This is a genomic window from Enterobacter bugandensis, assembly GCF_900324475.1.
GTDB classification, from domain to species: domain Bacteria; phylum Pseudomonadota; class Gammaproteobacteria; order Enterobacterales; family Enterobacteriaceae; genus Enterobacter; species Enterobacter bugandensis.
Genome location: NZ_LT992502.1, coordinates 4,591,009 through 4,605,583 on the forward strand (window position 1 = coordinate 4,591,009; position 14,575 = coordinate 4,605,583).

Genomic DNA, 14,575 nt, shown 5'->3' on the forward strand with positions numbered 1-14,575 from the left:
CCAGATATCGTTTTAATCATGAGCACTTACGGCCAGGTGCAATGTTGATGAAAAATTCGGCACATTCTCTCTTCCTGTGTTTAGCGATGCTCGGCGCGGGTTTTCCGCTGCACGCCGCCAACACCGCGGCCCCCACCACTGCGCCGTATTTGCTGGCGGGCGCACCGTCTTTCGATCAGTCCATCAGCCAGTTTCGCGAAGCTTTCAATCAGGCCAACCCAGGGCTGCCGCTGGATGAGTTTCGCGCCATTGATAGCTCGCGCGATACCCCTACACTGACCCGTGCAGCGAGCAAGATTAACGAGAATTTGTATGCTTCCACGGCGCTGGAGCGCGGTACGTTAAAAATCAAAAGCATGCAAATCACCTGGCTACCGATTCAGGGGCCAGAGCAGAAAGCGGCTAAATCGAAGGCGCTTGATTACATGAGCGCGGTGCTGCAGGCGTTTACGCCTGCGCTGACGAAAAAGCAGAGCCAGCAAAAGCTGCAAAAGCTGCTGGCCGCCGGTAAAAACAAGCGGTACTACGCCACAACCGAAGGCGCGATTCGCTATGTAGTGGCGGATAACGGCGAAAAAGGACTGACCTTCGCCGTTGAACCGATTAAGCTGGCGCTATCTGACACCCTTGGCGGGGCCAATTAATGACAAAAAGCAAAGCCTTTCGAGGGAAAATCTCTATACTGATTCACAGACCATGCTGCCCGACAGGGCGGCCATATTCCTTAATTCGCTTATTTAGCGTGGAGAATTGAAATGCGACATCCTTTAGTGATGGGTAACTGGAAACTGAACGGCAGCCGCCACATGGTAAACGAACTGGTTGCAAACCTGCGTAAAGAGCTGGCTGGCGTGACCGGCTGCGCGGTTGCTATCGCTCCGCCGGATATGTACCTGGATCTGGCTAAACGTGCCGCTGACGGCAGCCACATCGTGCTGGGCGCGCAGAACGTTGACGTTAACCTGTCTGGCGCGTTCACCGGTGAAACTTCCGCTGAAATGCTGAAAGATATCGGCGCGAAATACATCATCATCGGCCACTCCGAGCGTCGCACCTACCACAAAGAATCTGACGAGTTCATCGCGAAGAAATTTGCCGTGCTGAAAGAGCAGGGTCTGATCCCGGTTCTGTGCATCGGTGAAACCGAAGCGGAAAACGAAGCGGGCAAAACCGAAGAAGTGTGTGCACGTCAGATCGACGCCGTGCTGAAAACGCAGGGCGCGTCAGCGTTCGAAGGCGCGGTTATCGCTTACGAGCCAGTCTGGGCGATCGGTACCGGCAAATCTGCTACCCCTGCGCAGGCTCAGGCAGTTCACAAATTCATCCGTGACCACATTGCGAAAGCCGACGCGAAAGTGGCTGAGCAAGTGATCATCCAGTACGGCGGCTCCGTAAACGCCTCCAACGCTGCTGAGCTGTTCACCCAGCCAGATATCGATGGCGCGCTGGTTGGCGGTGCATCCCTGAAAGCGGACGCTTTCGCGGTGATCGTTAAAGCGGCAGAAGCGGCTAAACAGGCGTAATGGCCTTTGTGGCGGGTGGCGCTTGCGCTTACCCGCCGCTACAAACGCCCTAACACGCTAAACCACAGATAATCCAGCGGCAGCAGCACCAGATACGTCGCAATCGCCAGCGCCAGGCAGAGCACCATCCCCGCCCTTGCAGGCACCTTTCCTAGCCCCATCGCCACCACAATCGGCGACGCCTGATACGGCAGCAGCGGCGTGGAATAGCCCAGTACCTGAATCATGATCACCGACAGCAGCGGGAAACCGGTCGCGTCCGAGAAGCTCTGCGCCAGCGTGGTGTACAGCGCCGGAACGCCGTTGGCAGTCATAATGAAGTTGAGTGCCGTAGTAATTCCGGTTAGCGCCAGGAAGCTGGTGAATGGTTTGTCCGCATCCAGCGGCATTATGCGCAGCAGCGCCTCGCCTACGGCCGCTCCGATACCCGTTTGCGTCACGACGATCGCCAGCCCGAGAATACCCGCAACGTAAATGCAGGTGCGCATATTTACCCCCGCCGAGAACTCCTCGCCGGTGATAAAACCAATGCGCGGCAGCATAACGATAATCGAGGCCGCCAGCCCCGTCCACGCTGGCCCCACGCCGTGCCAGCTCTCCGTCACCCACATCATCAGCACCACCACCAGCAGCCAGGCGAGTCGTTTTTCGTCACGCCCCATCGGTTCAGACAGCGTGAAATCCTTCGCCGGTTTCGGGCTGCCGGGGAACAGCCAGCAGATGAGGCCAATCAGAATCAGGCCTTTGAGAATACCGAGCACCGGCGTGTGCAGCAGCAGATACGGGACATAGTTCAGGTGAATGCCGTACGAGCCTTCCGCCGCGCCGCTCATGACCAGGTTAGGCACGTTGGCGGGCAGAATGGTGGCCGAGAGCTGGAAGGTACCGAAGCCGACTGCCAGCGCAAGGCCGAACCATGCGCGGGAGCCGTCGGCGATACCGGCGCGTTTCGCCATCGCCGCGACAATGGGCATCAGCAGCGCAATACGCCCCATGTTTGACGGCATCACAAACGCCAGCGCGTAGCTGAGCAATACCACGCTCGCCACCATCAGCATCCAGGAGTCAGTGAGCTTTGCCGAAAGCGCCCGGGCGGCCCTGTCCGCCAGGCCGGTTTTACGGATCGCCACGCCGAGCACAAAGCCGCTGAAGACCAGCCAGAAAGCCGACGAGGCAAAACCGCCAAAAATCACCTCCGGCGGGGCGATTCTGGCGGTCATCGCCGCCGTGAAAAACAACAGAGCGGTGATAAATTCCGGCAACAGCGACGTCGCCCACAGCACGATGGTGACGCCGACGATCAGCGAGGGCAGCAGCAGAGGATGCGTTAACCAGAGCGACATACCTGTCTCCTGTAGATTTTTTCAGCAAGTCTACGGTGACAGGCAGCCTGAGTAAACGCGATTTATAGTGGGGTTACTTCAGGATAGCGCATTGATGATCCTGCAATTCCTCTGCCGACGCGCGGTTAAGCGTGAGCAGGTTACGCTCGGTCGCCAGCAAAACAAACGAACCATCCGACTGCTGCGCCATCGCCAGCGCGAAGCGTCCCATATGGTCGCGCGCTTCCGGCAGCTCTTCCGCCAGCATCATAAACGGACTGCGCTGGACCAGTTCATTCTCCGTCACCCGGCGTGCGAGGTACTCATGTCCTTCCAGCCCACCCGGGAACGGTAGCCACTGGGTGCTGATGTCTCCCTGCGCCGCGTTGAGCTTCTCGCGCACGTCCGGGCGCAGGCAGGAGATATGGATATGGAAATGGTTCTGCGTGCGTCCGGTTGGTGAGTTAATCGTCAGCGAAATAGCGCTGTCCGGCACTTCAGAGCCACGCTTCAGGGTCATAAAGCTGCGCGACTGCCACGCCAGCCAGAAGAAGTTTGGCGTATGAGGCTCGGTCAGTAGCGGGCTTTCGGTGCCGTTGATGCGGTACGTTGGCATCAGCAGATACTGCAGCGGCCCGTTGCGGTCCTTAAATACCACATAGCCCGCATCAGGCTTCACCTGCGCGCAGGGTGCCGGGTTACGGTGCTGCAGCTGATTAGGCAGACACTGGTCGAGGACGATATGGCGCAACGCATTCGGATTACCCGCTTTTATCCAGTACACGCCGCCTGCGGCAAGGGCGATGACAATCAGGATCAGTAAGATAATTTTTTTCACAACGCGTTCCCTGTTTTCAATAGAGGCAAAAGAGTAACGCAAAATGATGACCAAATAAAAAACCCGGTGGATTTCTCACACCGGGTCGCCGTGTCGTTTGCTAACCGTTAGCGCTGGCTAATCTGGTCGAAGGTGCCGCCATTAGAGAAGTGCTCTTTCTGCGCTTTCGTCCAGCCGCCGAATACATCATCAATGGTGAAGAGCTTCAGTTTCGGGAATTCGCTGTCGTATTTCTTCGCGACAGCCGCATCGCGCGGACGATAGAAGTTCTTCGCCGCGATTTCCTGGCCTTCCGGCGCGTAGAGATACTTCAGGTAGGCTTCCGCCACCGCTTTGGTGCCTTTCTTATCAACGACCTTATCGACCACGGAAACGGTCGGCTCGGCGAGGATGGATTCGCTCGGAGTCACGATCTCAAACTTGTCTTTACCCAGTTCGTGGGTCGCCAGCAGGGCTTCGTTTTCCCAGGCAATAAGCACGTCGCCAATTCCGCGCTCGACGAAGGTGTTAGTGGCACCGCGCGCGCCGGAGTCCAGCACTTCAACGTTTTTGTACAGGGATTTGACGAACTCCTGTGCTTTAGCCTGGTCACCGTTGTTGTGGTGCAGCGCGTAGCCCCAGGCCGCCAGGTAGTTCCAGCGTGCCCCGCCGGAGCTTTTCGGGTTCGGGGTAATCACAGAAACGCCCGGTTTGATCAGGTCGTTCCAGTCCTTAATCTGTTTCGGGTTGCCTTTACGCACCAGGAAGACGATGGTCGAGGTGTATGGCGCGGAGTTGTCCGGCAGGCGTTTGATCCAGTTTTTGTCGATACGGCCACGCTCGGCGATAGCGTCGACATCATAGGCCAGCGCCAGGGTAACTACGTCGGCTTCAATACCGTTAATCACCGATGTCGCCTGCTTACCAGAGCCACCGTGCGACTGGCGAACCACCACGTTATCGCCGGTTTCCTGCTTCCAGTGCGCCGCGAAGGCTTTGTTGTATTGATCGTACAGCTCACGCGTCGGGTCGTACGACACGTTGAGAAGTTGAATGTCCTTTGCCAGCACGCTGGTCGATGCCAGCAATAATGTTAACCCCACGCCCCATTTATTCATCGCCCAGCTCTCTTGTGTAGTGTTTTGATGAATGCAGCGTGCCAGAAAGCGAATCGATGATTAAAGAATAAAAAAAGATTGGCTATAACGTGGAGGAATAAAAGCCCTCTTCAGAAAGAAGAGGGCTCGAAGGATCAGTACAGTTTTTTCGCGCAGTCCAGCCAGTCACCTTTGAACGGACGCTTCATGTTTTCAATCGCGTCGATGATGTCATGGTGCACCAGCTGTTCGTTCTGAATACCGACGCAGCGGCCGCCGTGGCCCTGCAGCAGCAGCTCGATAGCGTAGGCACCCATGCGGGACGCCAGAATACGGTCGTACGGGCCAGGGGAACCGCCGCGCTGGATGTGGCCCAGAACGGTCGCGCGGGTTTCGCGTTTGGTTTCGGTTTCGATGTACTTCGCCAGCTCGTCAACGTCACAGATGTGCTCGGTGATAGCCACAATCGCGTGTTTCTTACCTTTCGCGATACCGGCTTTGATTTCAGCAACCAGATCTTCGCGGCTGAATTCCACTTCAGGAACCACCACAAACTCACAACCACCGGCGATAGCCGCTGCCAGGGTCAGGTCACCGCAGTAACGGCCCATCACTTCAACGATAGAGATACGCTGGTGAGAAGAAGAGGTGTCACGCAGGCGGTCAATGGCTTCCACAACGGTGCCCAGCGCGGTGAAGTAACCGATGGTGTAGTCAGTGCCTTTGATGTCGTTGTCGATGGTGCCCGGCAGGCCGATGCACGGGAAGCCCATTTCGGTCAGACGTTTTGCACCCATGTACGAGCCGTCACCGCCGATAACGACCAGCGCGTCCAGACCACGCTTTTTCATGTTCTCGATAGCCACTTCACGGATGTGTTCGTCACGGAATTCCGGGAAGCGCGCAGACCCAAGGAAGGTACCGCCACGGTTGATCATGTCAGACACGCTGTAGCGGTCGAGCTGAACCATACGGTCTTCATACAGACCCAGGTAACCATCATAGATACCAAAAACTTCCAGACCTTCCGTCAGCGCTGCACGGACAACCCCACGAATTGCCGCGTTCATGCCCGGCGCATCACCGCCGCTTGTCAACACACCGATTTTCTTAATCATGACTACCTCTGAACTTAGGAATGCAAAATTGAAATCTGTTGCCGGAAGAAACTTATCGACCAACGAATACTGCAAATAGTATATCAATCCCTTCTGGCTGAATTGATTCAGGTCAGACCAAATGGCGGTAATTTATACACAAAATGCTGGCCTGGCTCACTTTTTTACAACGAATTACGAAAGCCCAACATGTCCGGGTACAACCGAGCAGGGATCCTGGTGAATGATGACGTCTGAACCAGGAAAACGCTGCAAAATCGCCTGCTCGACCTGCTCAGCAATAACGTGAGCCTGTACCAGTGGCAGGTTGTCTTCCATTTCAATATGAATCTGAATAAAGCGGGTCGGCCCTGACTGCCGCGTTCGAAGATCGTGTGCACCGCTGACGCCGGGCCAGGAGGTCACGATAGAAAAAATTTCGTTACGTTCTGAGTCCGGAAGAGCGCGATCGAGCAGTGATTGCACCGCGTCATACCCCATCCGCAGGGCGCTATATAAAATATAGATACCAATCCCTAACGCAAACAACGCATCGGCCCGATGCCAGCCATACCAGGCCAGACCGAGTGCAATAAGAATAGCCCCATTCATCATAACATCAGATTGATAATGAAGCATATCCGCCCGTACGGCCTGACTTTGCGTTTTGCGAACGACCCAGCGCTGGAACGTTACCAGAACAAGTGTGCTTATAAGTGCAATGACCGTGACGACCACGCCGACACCGGGATTGTTCATCGGTGAAGGCGAAACCAGATGCTGAATACCGGTCAAAAACAGGAACAGTGCAGAGCCAGAAATGAACATACTTTGCGCCAGCGCCGCGAGCGATTCCGCCTTGCCGTGCCCAAACGTGTGCTCTTCATCCGCCGGCTGCAGCGAGTAACGTACCACCAGGAGGTTGGTCAGCGAGGCGGCGATATCGACCAGTGAATCCACCAGCGCCGCCAGAATACTGACCGAGCCGGTATACCACCAGGCAAAGATTTTGATCAGCAGCAGGCCAGAGGCCATGACGGTCGCCGCAATGGCGGCCCGGCTTACCAGCCTTCCATAGGATTGATTCATAAACGCTCCTGTCATGTCATGCCGCTAGTATAACGGAAGCATGGGGAGGCAAAGGATGAATAAACGGTTAACAAATCAGAATGCGGGGCAAAAAAAACCACATCATGTGGGGGAAGACAGGGATGGTGTCTATGGCAAGGAAAACAGGGTTTACTGGTTACTACGGGTACTGCTATTGCTACTGAAAAACGTCGCTTCTGAGCTTCGCTGCATCCGTGCAACCTCACGCAGCTGGTCCATACGCTGCTGATGTTTGGCATTCAAAACCGCTTGCTGCTCGGGCGTTAGCAGGTGGAACATCTGGTTGCGGACCTTCGCCATTTCTACCTGGCGGGCAACCTGTTCCTGTGCCATTTTTTCGGCCTGAGCGCGAACAGCGCTTTCGTCAAAATTTTCTGCGGTGACAAGGCGATGCATTGTCTCCATTTCGCTAACATTAACAGGGGGCTGGTCGTGTCGTGCCCTCTGCATCAGATCTCGCATCTGTTGACGCTGATGTTCGGTTAAACTTATGCCGTCAAACATATGGCTTTGGCTGCTGTGCTGCGTTGCGCCCTCTTGCGAGGAACCGTTATCGCCGATGATAGCTACAGCAGCCTGGCTAAACGCACTGAACGCCAGCGTTGAGGCCATGACGGCAGCGGTAACTTTGCGCATCACTTGCTCCCAAAATCTTTCGTGTCGCGATTCAACGAGAGACAGTCTACGATTCAGGCTGCAAACATGCGTCAGGGGGTGTAAAACAACGTAAAGTCATGGATTAGATAGCCTTGATGTCGTAATTTCTGCCTCGGAGGTATTTAAACAATGAATAAAATCCTGTTAGTTGACGATGACCGAGAGCTCACATCCCTTTTAAAGGAGTTGCTCGACATGGAAGGTTTCAACGTCCTGGTTGCCCATGATGGCGAGCAGGCGCTGAGTCTCCTTGACGACAGCATCGATCTACTTTTGCTCGACGTAATGATGCCAAAGAAAAACGGTATTGATACGCTGAAAGAGCTTCGCCAGACACACCAGACCCCCGTTATCATGCTGACCGCCCGCGGCAGCGAGCTTGACCGCGTTCTCGGCCTTGAGCTGGGTGCGGATGACTATTTACCGAAGCCGTTCAACGACCGTGAACTGGTGGCCCGTATTCGCGCGATCCTGCGCCGTTCCCACTGGAGCGAGCAGCAGCAGAATACCGACAACAGCTCGCCAACGCTGGAAGTGGACTCCCTGAGCCTGAACCCGGGACGTCAGGAAGCAAGCTTCGACGGCCAGACGCTCGAGCTTACTGGCACCGAGTTCACCCTGCTGTATCTACTGGCGCAACATCTTGGCCAGGTGGTATCGCGTGAACATTTAAGCCAGGAAGTGCTGGGCAAACGCCTCACGCCGTTTGACCGCGCCATCGACATGCACATCTCTAACCTGCGCCGCAAGCTGCCGGAGCGTAAAGACGGTCACCCATGGTTTAAAACCCTGCGTGGTCGCGGTTATCTGATGGTTTCTGCTTCATGATAGGCAGCTTAACCGCCCGCATCTTCGCCATCTTCTGGCTGACGCTGGCACTGGTTTTAATGCTCGTTTTGATGTTGCCAAAACTCGACTCACGCCAGATGACGGAGCTTCTCGACAGCGAGCAACGTCAGGGCGTGATGATCGAGCAGCACGTGGAAGCGGAGCTGGCAAACGATCCGCCGAACGATTTAATGTGGTGGCGCAGGCTGTTTCGCGCTATCGACAAGTGGGCGCCGCCAGGACAACGTCTTTTGCTGGTTACCAGCGAAGGCCGCGTGATTGGCGCCGATCGCAATGAAATGCAGATTATCCGCAACTTTATTGGCCAGGCGGATAACGCCGATCACCCACAGAAAAAGAAATATGGTCGGGTAGAGATGGTCGGCCCTTTCTCGGTACGGGATGGGGAAGATAACTACCAGCTCTACCTGATTCGCCCTGCGAGCAGTTCCCAGTCCGACTTCATCAACCTGCTGTTTGACCGTCCGCTTCTGCTGCTGATCGTCACGATGCTGGTCAGTTCCCCGCTGCTGTTATGGCTGGCGTGGAGCCTGGCGAAACCGGCGCGTAAGCTGAAAAATGCGGCGGACGAAGTGGCACAAGGCAACCTCAGGCAGCATCCGGAGCTGGAATCCGGGCCGCAGGAGTTCCTGGCCGCCGGCACCAGTTTTAACCAGATGGTCAGCGCGCTTGATCGGATGATGACGGCCCAGCAACGCCTGCTGTCGGACATCTCACACGAACTGCGTACGCCGCTCACGCGCTTACAGCTGGGCACCGCCCTGCTGCGTCGCCGCAGCGGGGAGAGCAAAGAGCTGGAGCGTATTGAAACGGAAGCGCACCGTCTGGACAGCATGATTAACGATCTGCTGGTGATGTCGCGCAACCAGCAGAAAAACGCGCTGGTGAGCGAAACGGTGAAAGCCAATCACCTGTGGCACGAGGTGCTGGACAACGCGGCGTTCGAAGCGGAGCAGATGGGTAAATCGTTCACCGTCAACTTCCCGCCGGGCCCGTGGCCGCTGTACGGTAACCCCAACGCGCTGGAAAGCGCGCTGGAGAATATCGTGCGTAACGCCCTGCGCTACTCGCACACGAAGATTGAAGTGGCGTTCTCGGTGGATAAAGACGGGATCACCGTTATTGTCGATGACGACGGTCCTGGCGTCAGCCCGGAAGATCGCGAGCAGATTTTCCGTCCGTTCTACCGCACCGACGAAGCGCGAGACCGTGAGTCCGGCGGCACGGGGCTGGGGCTGGCGATTGTAGAAACCGCCATGCAGCAGCACCGCGGCTGGGTGAAAGCCGACGACAGCCCGCTGGGCGGGCTGCGGTTAACGCTGTGGCTACCGCTGTATAAGCGTTCGTAACGGTATGTGCCGGGTGGCGGCTTCGCCTTACCCGGCCTACTTTCTACGGAACCTATTTCCCCCACAATCTCCGCGAACTACTCTCGATCTTCCCGCTTATACGCCGCTTCTGCATCGTTCTCGTCCAACTGGTAGACAACCCCGCCGCCGACAGCAGGCGATGATACTGTTCATCGTCAAAAGGCATATGCCAGGCAATCGCGCAGGCGTCGTAAACGGACACGTCGCTCAAACGCGACGCGAGCTCAAGCGGGGCATCCGCAGATACTTGTCCTGCAAGCACCACGCGGTACAGCCAGCCGGTTTTACCCGCGTTTTGCAGCTGGGCCGACATATCCTGAATACCGAAATGGTAGTTGAGCTTGAAGCACGGCGAGCGTGGCTGGGTGACCTGAATCAGGGCATCGCCCCAGCGGTAAATATCGCCAATAAAGACGTTCTTTTCCGTCAGCCCTTCCGTTGAGAGATTTTCGCCAAACGCGGGCGCGACGAAGAGGTCCGCCTGCTCAGGAAATTCGGTTTTCCAGTGCTGATAGTGCTCGCGCGGATAGTGGCACAGCGCGCGATCGGGCCCGCCGTGGATTTTCTTTTCGGCCTGCTGGTCGCCCACAAGCCCGAGCTCGGTCAGCGACAGCTCACCGTCAACCTGCACTTTGGCGATGGCGCTCGGGCGGCTGCCGTCGTACTCCCTTACCTTGCCTGTAAACACGTTCACCGGGTAATGCATCGCTGCCTCCATTACGCAGATACAAAAAAAGCGAGTCATCAGACTCGCTTCTCACAGGCGTCAATGCAACCTTATTTTTTAGCGGCGAAACGCGCTGCTGCTTCGTCCCAGTTCACGACATCCCAGAACGCTTTGATGTAGTCAGGGCGACGGTTCTGGAACTTCAGGTAGTAAGCGTGTTCCCACACGTCCAGACCCAGGATTGGGAAACCGGATGCGCCAGAGATCGCTTCACCCATCAGCGGGGAGTCCTGGTTAGCAGTAGAAACCACTGCCAGCTTGTCGCCTTTCAGAACCAGCCACGCCCAGCCAGAGCCGAAGCGGGTTGCAGCGGCTTTTTCGAATTCCGCTTTGAAGTTGTCTACGGAACCGAAGTCGCGCTCGATAGCCGCTTTCAGGTCGCCCTGCAGGGTGGTGCCGGTTTTCAGGCCTTTCCAGAACAGGCTGTGGTTAGCGTGACCGCCCGCGTTGTTACGCAGTACGGTTTTCTTGTCTGCTGGCAGCTGGTCCAGCTTGGTGATCAGCTCTTCAACAGGCAGATTAGCGAACTCTGGCAGGCTTTCCAGCGCAGCATTCGCGTTGTTCACGTAGGTCTGGTGGTGTTTAGTGTGATGGATTTCCATCGTCTGCTTGTCGAAATGCGGTTCCAGTGCGTCGTAGGCATACGGCAGGGATGGCAGTGTATAACTCATAATCCTCTCCATTATTGTCGGGCGGCACAGCTGTTAATGCCGCGTAAGCAGTTGGTTCATTATAGTTAATTAAATGATATTGAAAATGATTATCAATGCCGTAGTTTTTATAAGGTTATTCGGTTTTTGAGAAATAAAAGAATTGTGAGTCTGCTCACGCGCTTAACGTGCTGATTGCCATTCAAAACAAAAGTGCGGCAACCTTCTGAAGGTTCCTGAACAGCCTAATTTTTACACTCATCAAGTCGGGGGGAAGCCTCCGGCTATAAAAACGATGAGGACGTAAAAATGAATCATGCGATTACGATGGGTATCTTCTGGCATTTAATAGGCGCAGCCAGTGCAGCCTGTTTCTATGCCCCGTTCAAAAAGGTGAAAAGCTGGTCGTGGGAAACCATGTGGTCCGTTGGCGGTACCGTGTCCTGGCTAATTTTGCCGTGGACAATCAGCGCCATGCTGCTGCCCGATTTCTGGGGCTACTTCTCCTCCTTCAACGCCTCCACCCTGCTGCCGGTATTCCTGTTCGGCGCGATGTGGGGCATCGGCAACATCAACTACGGCCTGACCATGCGCTACCTCGGGATGTCGATGGGTATCGGCATCGCGATTGGCATTACGCTGATCGTCGGCACGCTGATGACGCCCATTCTTAACGGCCATTTCGACGTGCTGATCAACACCCAGGGCGGCCGAATGACGCTGCTGGGCGTGCTGGTGGCGGTGATCGGCGTGGGGATCGTCACTCGCGCAGGCCAGCTAAAAGAACGCAAGATGGGCATCAGAGCCGAAGAGTTCAACCTGAAGAAAGGGCTGCTGCTGGCGGTGATGTGCGGGGTCTTCTCGGCGGGCATGTCGTTCGCCATGAACGCCGCCAAACCGATGCACGACGCCGCTGCGGCGCTGGGCGTTGACCCGCTGTATGTTGCCCTGCCAAGCTATGTGGTGATCATGGGCGGCGGCGCGCTGGTAAACCTCGGTTTCTGCTTCATTCGTCTGGCAAAAGTGAAGAACCTGTCGGTAAAAGACGATTTCTCGCTGGCAAAACCGCTTATCTTCACCAACGTTCTGCTCTCCGCGCTCGGCGGCCTGATGTGGTATCTGCAGTTCTTCTTTTACGCCTGGGGCCACGCCAGCATTCCGCCGCAGTACGACTACATAAGCTGGATGCTGCACATGAGCTTCTACGTGCTGTGCGGCGGGCTGGTTGGGCTGGTGCTGAAGGAGTGGAACAACGCCGGACGTCGTCCGGTTGGCGTACTGAGCCTGGGCTGCGTGGTGATTATCATTGCGGCCAATATCGTCGGCCTCGGCATGGCGAACTGATTACGCTGCTTTTCGACTGCGATGACGCCACTGAACCGGCGTCATCCCCACCTCACGGTTAAACACCACCGAAAAGTAGTTACTGTCCTCAAAGCCGCAGCGCATCGCCACTTCACTGACCATCAGCTCCGTATGCTGTAACAGATACTGGGCGTGGCAGATGCGCAGCTGGCGCAGGTAATGGTTTATCGTCATCCCCGTCTGGGTGCGGAACTGCTGGCGCAGCGCGCGCTCGCTGCACTGCTCCTGCTCGCAGAATTTTTCCAGTACGAAACTCTTGTTCAGACTGCCCGCAAGCCGGGCGATCAGCTTATCCAGCAGCGCTTCCTGCGTGGTGGCGGAGGGATTATCCGTGGCGTAACGATGACGCTTCAGGGTCATCACCAGCTGGGCGAAAAGCAGCTCCGACATCTGGTTTGCCACCGGGTCGCTCTTCTGGCTCTCCTGCTCCAGCTGGGAAATCGTCTGGCGCACCTGAGCCATGCCGCTGCTGCTTAAGCGCCAGTGCGGTTCGCCTCCGGCATTCAGAATGCCCGGAATGTTGCTCGCCCAGTCGACATTCAGTTTAAGCCTGTCAGGGCAGTAGATGACGTTCTGCAACACCAGATCGTTAACCGAGGCGTAGGCGTGTTTGTCTTCGGCGCGAATGTAAAACAGATCCCCGCGCGTGATGCGGTAGGGCCGGTCGTTGAGGACGTGCAGGCCGTTGCCGCGCCACACCAGCACCAGCTCGCAGAACTCATGGGTGTGCTCGGCAAAGACATTTTGCGGGTAACGGTCGGCCACCGCGACGGCCTGACTCGCGGAGGCAAAAAAATCATCTTTGCGAAGAATTAACTGAGCGGCCACACCACAACCTCTACGGCGAATAACCGGGCATTATTAGCTTTTTTGCGGCCTGAAAACGGTGACTGCCCTCGCGTTACTGAAGCAACGCGTCTTTCCCCTGACGAATATCGCGCGGCGACCAGCTAAATTCCCGGCGAAATAGCGTCGAAAAGTGATTACTGTCGCCGAAACCGCAGCGATAAGCAATTTCTGTAACGCTTTCGTCGGTATGCCGTAAAAGGTGACGCGCTTTGATCAGGCGCAGACGGTTAAGGTAACGCTGCGGCGTGAGCCCGGTATGCTGCTTGAGCTGACGATGCAGCGTGCGCAACGAGAGCGAAAAGTCGTCCGCCAGCGTTTCCCAGCAGACATCTTCAGCGAAATGATCTTCCAGCCAGGCCATGAGCTGGTTCAGCCGTGCGTCATTATTTTCCATCCCTTCCACCAGGCTGCTTCGGCGCAGCAGCACCAGCAACTGCATAAACAGCAGCTCGCGGGTGGCAATCGCGTGCGTCTCCTGCCCGTCCTCGCTCTGCTCCATCTGGCTCACCAGCTGACGCACCTGCTGTAACGTGGATTGATTCACCCGCCAGTGCGACGGGTAGTGGCCGTCCTTCTCCTGCGGCAACAGCTGATTCAGTCCGGAGAGAAACTGGAACGCATCCGGGGAACGATAGAGCACGTTGGTCAGACACAGGTTGTCGGTATGTTCATACAGGTGCCGGTCGTGGTCGCGCACGAAGCACACCGTACCGCCGCTGATGGTATACGGCTGACCGTTGAATACGTGGATGCCTGTTCCGTGCTCAACAATCACAATCTCATGAAAATCATGATGATGCTCCGGGAACGCAGCCTGAGGAAGCCGTGGCTCAATCGCGACGGGAGAAGCCCCCGAAGGAAAAAAATCGACGCTGTGCAGTACGGTCATAACGGCCCCCACCAATGAGAAAAGTTCTCAAAATAGTAATTAAGGCCCTCCACGCTCACCTTAAATTTTTGACAGTAAACCGCGCAAAAGCTGCCGATTTTTCAAGAAACAGGCGGAAAGATCGGGAAATGCGGTCAGCGTCACACTGCCTGCAAACCCCACCATTACTGGAAACTGTGAACTCCCTCACGTTCACCTTTGCTTTCTTGCCAGCGCGAGATTTGGGCTGTCAGTGGAGAGAAGGTGGCTATTT

General features: G+C 56.1%; 15 protein-coding genes. 5 read left to right on the top strand and 10 right to left on the bottom strand.

Translation table 11 applies throughout. The features are described 5' to 3' along the window. Nucleotides 1-47 precede the first annotated feature (47 nt). Together DG357_RS22260 and tpiA are read left to right on the top strand one after the other, a co-directional pair. The gene (locus DG357_RS22260) at nucleotides 48-644 is read left to right on the top strand and encodes a DUF1454 family protein (RefSeq protein ID WP_041911791.1); all 597 of its coding nucleotides are present in this window, start codon (nucleotides 48-50) and stop codon (nucleotides 642-644) included. 111 nt (nucleotides 645-755) lie between these two features. After that, nucleotides 756-1,523: a triose-phosphate isomerase gene (gene tpiA / locus DG357_RS22270; protein WP_088205132.1), complete on the top strand. Its 768-nt coding sequence runs from the start codon at nucleotides 756-758 to the stop codon at nucleotides 1,521-1,523. Between the two features lie 38 nt (nucleotides 1,524-1,561). Here the strand turns inward: tpiA and DG357_RS22275 are convergent, their stop codons facing one another. The 6 genes from DG357_RS22275 to cpxP all read right to left on the bottom strand — a co-directional run bounded on the left by DG357_RS22275 (nucleotide 1,562) and on the right by cpxP (nucleotide 7,602). Further along, nucleotides 1,562-2,866 carry an SLC13 family permease gene (locus tag DG357_RS22275; RefSeq protein ID WP_028014849.1) on the bottom strand — a complete coding sequence of 435 codons (1,305 nt, stop codon included), beginning with the start codon at nucleotides 2,864-2,866 and terminating at the stop codon, nucleotides 1,562-1,564. 73 nt (nucleotides 2,867-2,939) lie between these two features. Continuing rightward, a complete protein-coding gene (locus tag DG357_RS22280; RefSeq protein ID WP_045630631.1) occupies nucleotides 2,940-3,683 on the bottom strand; it encodes a CDP-diacylglycerol diphosphatase in 744 nt (247 codons plus the stop codon). A 107-nt stretch (nucleotides 3,684-3,790) separates the two neighbouring features. Next, complete coding sequence (locus DG357_RS22285) at nucleotides 3,791-4,780, bottom strand: sulfate ABC transporter substrate-binding protein (protein ID WP_088204736.1); 990 nt, start codon at nucleotides 4,778-4,780, stop codon at nucleotides 3,791-3,793. A 134-nt stretch (nucleotides 4,781-4,914) separates the two neighbouring features. After that, entirely contained in the window at nucleotides 4,915-5,877 is a 963-nt protein-coding gene (gene pfkA, locus DG357_RS22290; RefSeq protein WP_028014852.1) for a 6-phosphofructokinase, read from the bottom strand. Nucleotides 5,878-6,051: 174 nt separating this feature from the next. Further along, nucleotides 6,052-6,945 (bottom strand): CDF family cation-efflux transporter FieF, encoded by an 894-nt coding sequence (fieF, locus tag DG357_RS22295; RefSeq protein WP_028014853.1) that lies wholly within the window; start codon nucleotides 6,943-6,945, stop codon nucleotides 6,052-6,054. A 150-nt stretch (nucleotides 6,946-7,095) separates the two neighbouring features. Continuing rightward, entirely contained in the window at nucleotides 7,096-7,602 is a 507-nt protein-coding gene (gene cpxP / locus DG357_RS22300; protein ID WP_028014854.1) for a cell-envelope stress modulator CpxP, read from the bottom strand. A 150-nt stretch (nucleotides 7,603-7,752) separates the two neighbouring features. Between cpxP and cpxR the strand changes: the two genes are divergently transcribed. Together cpxR and cpxA are read left to right on the top strand one after the other, a co-directional pair. Next, complete coding sequence (gene cpxR / locus DG357_RS22305) at nucleotides 7,753-8,451, top strand: envelope stress response regulator transcription factor CpxR (protein ID WP_006179159.1); 699 nt, start codon at nucleotides 7,753-7,755, stop codon at nucleotides 8,449-8,451. Further along, nucleotides 8,448-9,821, top strand: coding sequence for an envelope stress sensor histidine kinase CpxA (cpxA, locus tag DG357_RS22310; protein WP_003862003.1), 1,374 nt, complete (start codon nucleotides 8,448-8,450; stop codon nucleotides 9,819-9,821). The genes cpxR and cpxA overlap by 4 nt, the downstream gene beginning before the upstream one ends. A gap of 52 nt (nucleotides 9,822-9,873) precedes the next feature. Here the strand turns inward: cpxA and yiiM are convergent, their stop codons facing one another. Together yiiM and sodA are read right to left on the bottom strand one after the other, a co-directional pair. Beyond that, nucleotides 9,874-10,548, bottom strand: coding sequence for a 6-hydroxyaminopurine reductase (gene yiiM, locus DG357_RS22315; RefSeq protein ID WP_048959404.1), 675 nt, complete (start codon nucleotides 10,546-10,548; stop codon nucleotides 9,874-9,876). A gap of 71 nt (nucleotides 10,549-10,619) precedes the next feature. Further along, a complete protein-coding gene (gene sodA / locus DG357_RS22320) occupies nucleotides 10,620-11,240 on the bottom strand; it encodes a superoxide dismutase [Mn] (protein WP_003861999.1) in 621 nt (206 codons plus the stop codon). A gap of 288 nt (nucleotides 11,241-11,528) precedes the next feature. Here sodA and rhaT point away from each other — a divergent pair, with 288 nt between their 5' ends. After that, nucleotides 11,529-12,563: an L-rhamnose/proton symporter RhaT gene (gene rhaT / locus DG357_RS22325; RefSeq protein ID WP_088204735.1), complete on the top strand. Its 1,035-nt coding sequence runs from the start codon at nucleotides 11,529-11,531 to the stop codon at nucleotides 12,561-12,563. On the opposite strand, the gene rhaR is transcribed toward rhaT, so the two are convergent. After that, nucleotides 12,564-13,412, bottom strand: a complete 849-nt coding sequence (rhaR, locus tag DG357_RS22330; RefSeq protein WP_028014857.1) for an HTH-type transcriptional activator RhaR — start codon at nucleotides 13,410-13,412, stop codon at nucleotides 12,564-12,566. Between the two features lie 73 nt (nucleotides 13,413-13,485). Next, nucleotides 13,486-14,322 carry an HTH-type transcriptional activator RhaS gene (gene rhaS, locus DG357_RS22335; RefSeq protein WP_041911785.1) on the bottom strand — a complete coding sequence of 279 codons (837 nt, stop codon included), beginning with the start codon at nucleotides 14,320-14,322 and terminating at the stop codon, nucleotides 13,486-13,488. Nucleotides 14,323-14,575: the final 253 nt, after the last annotated feature.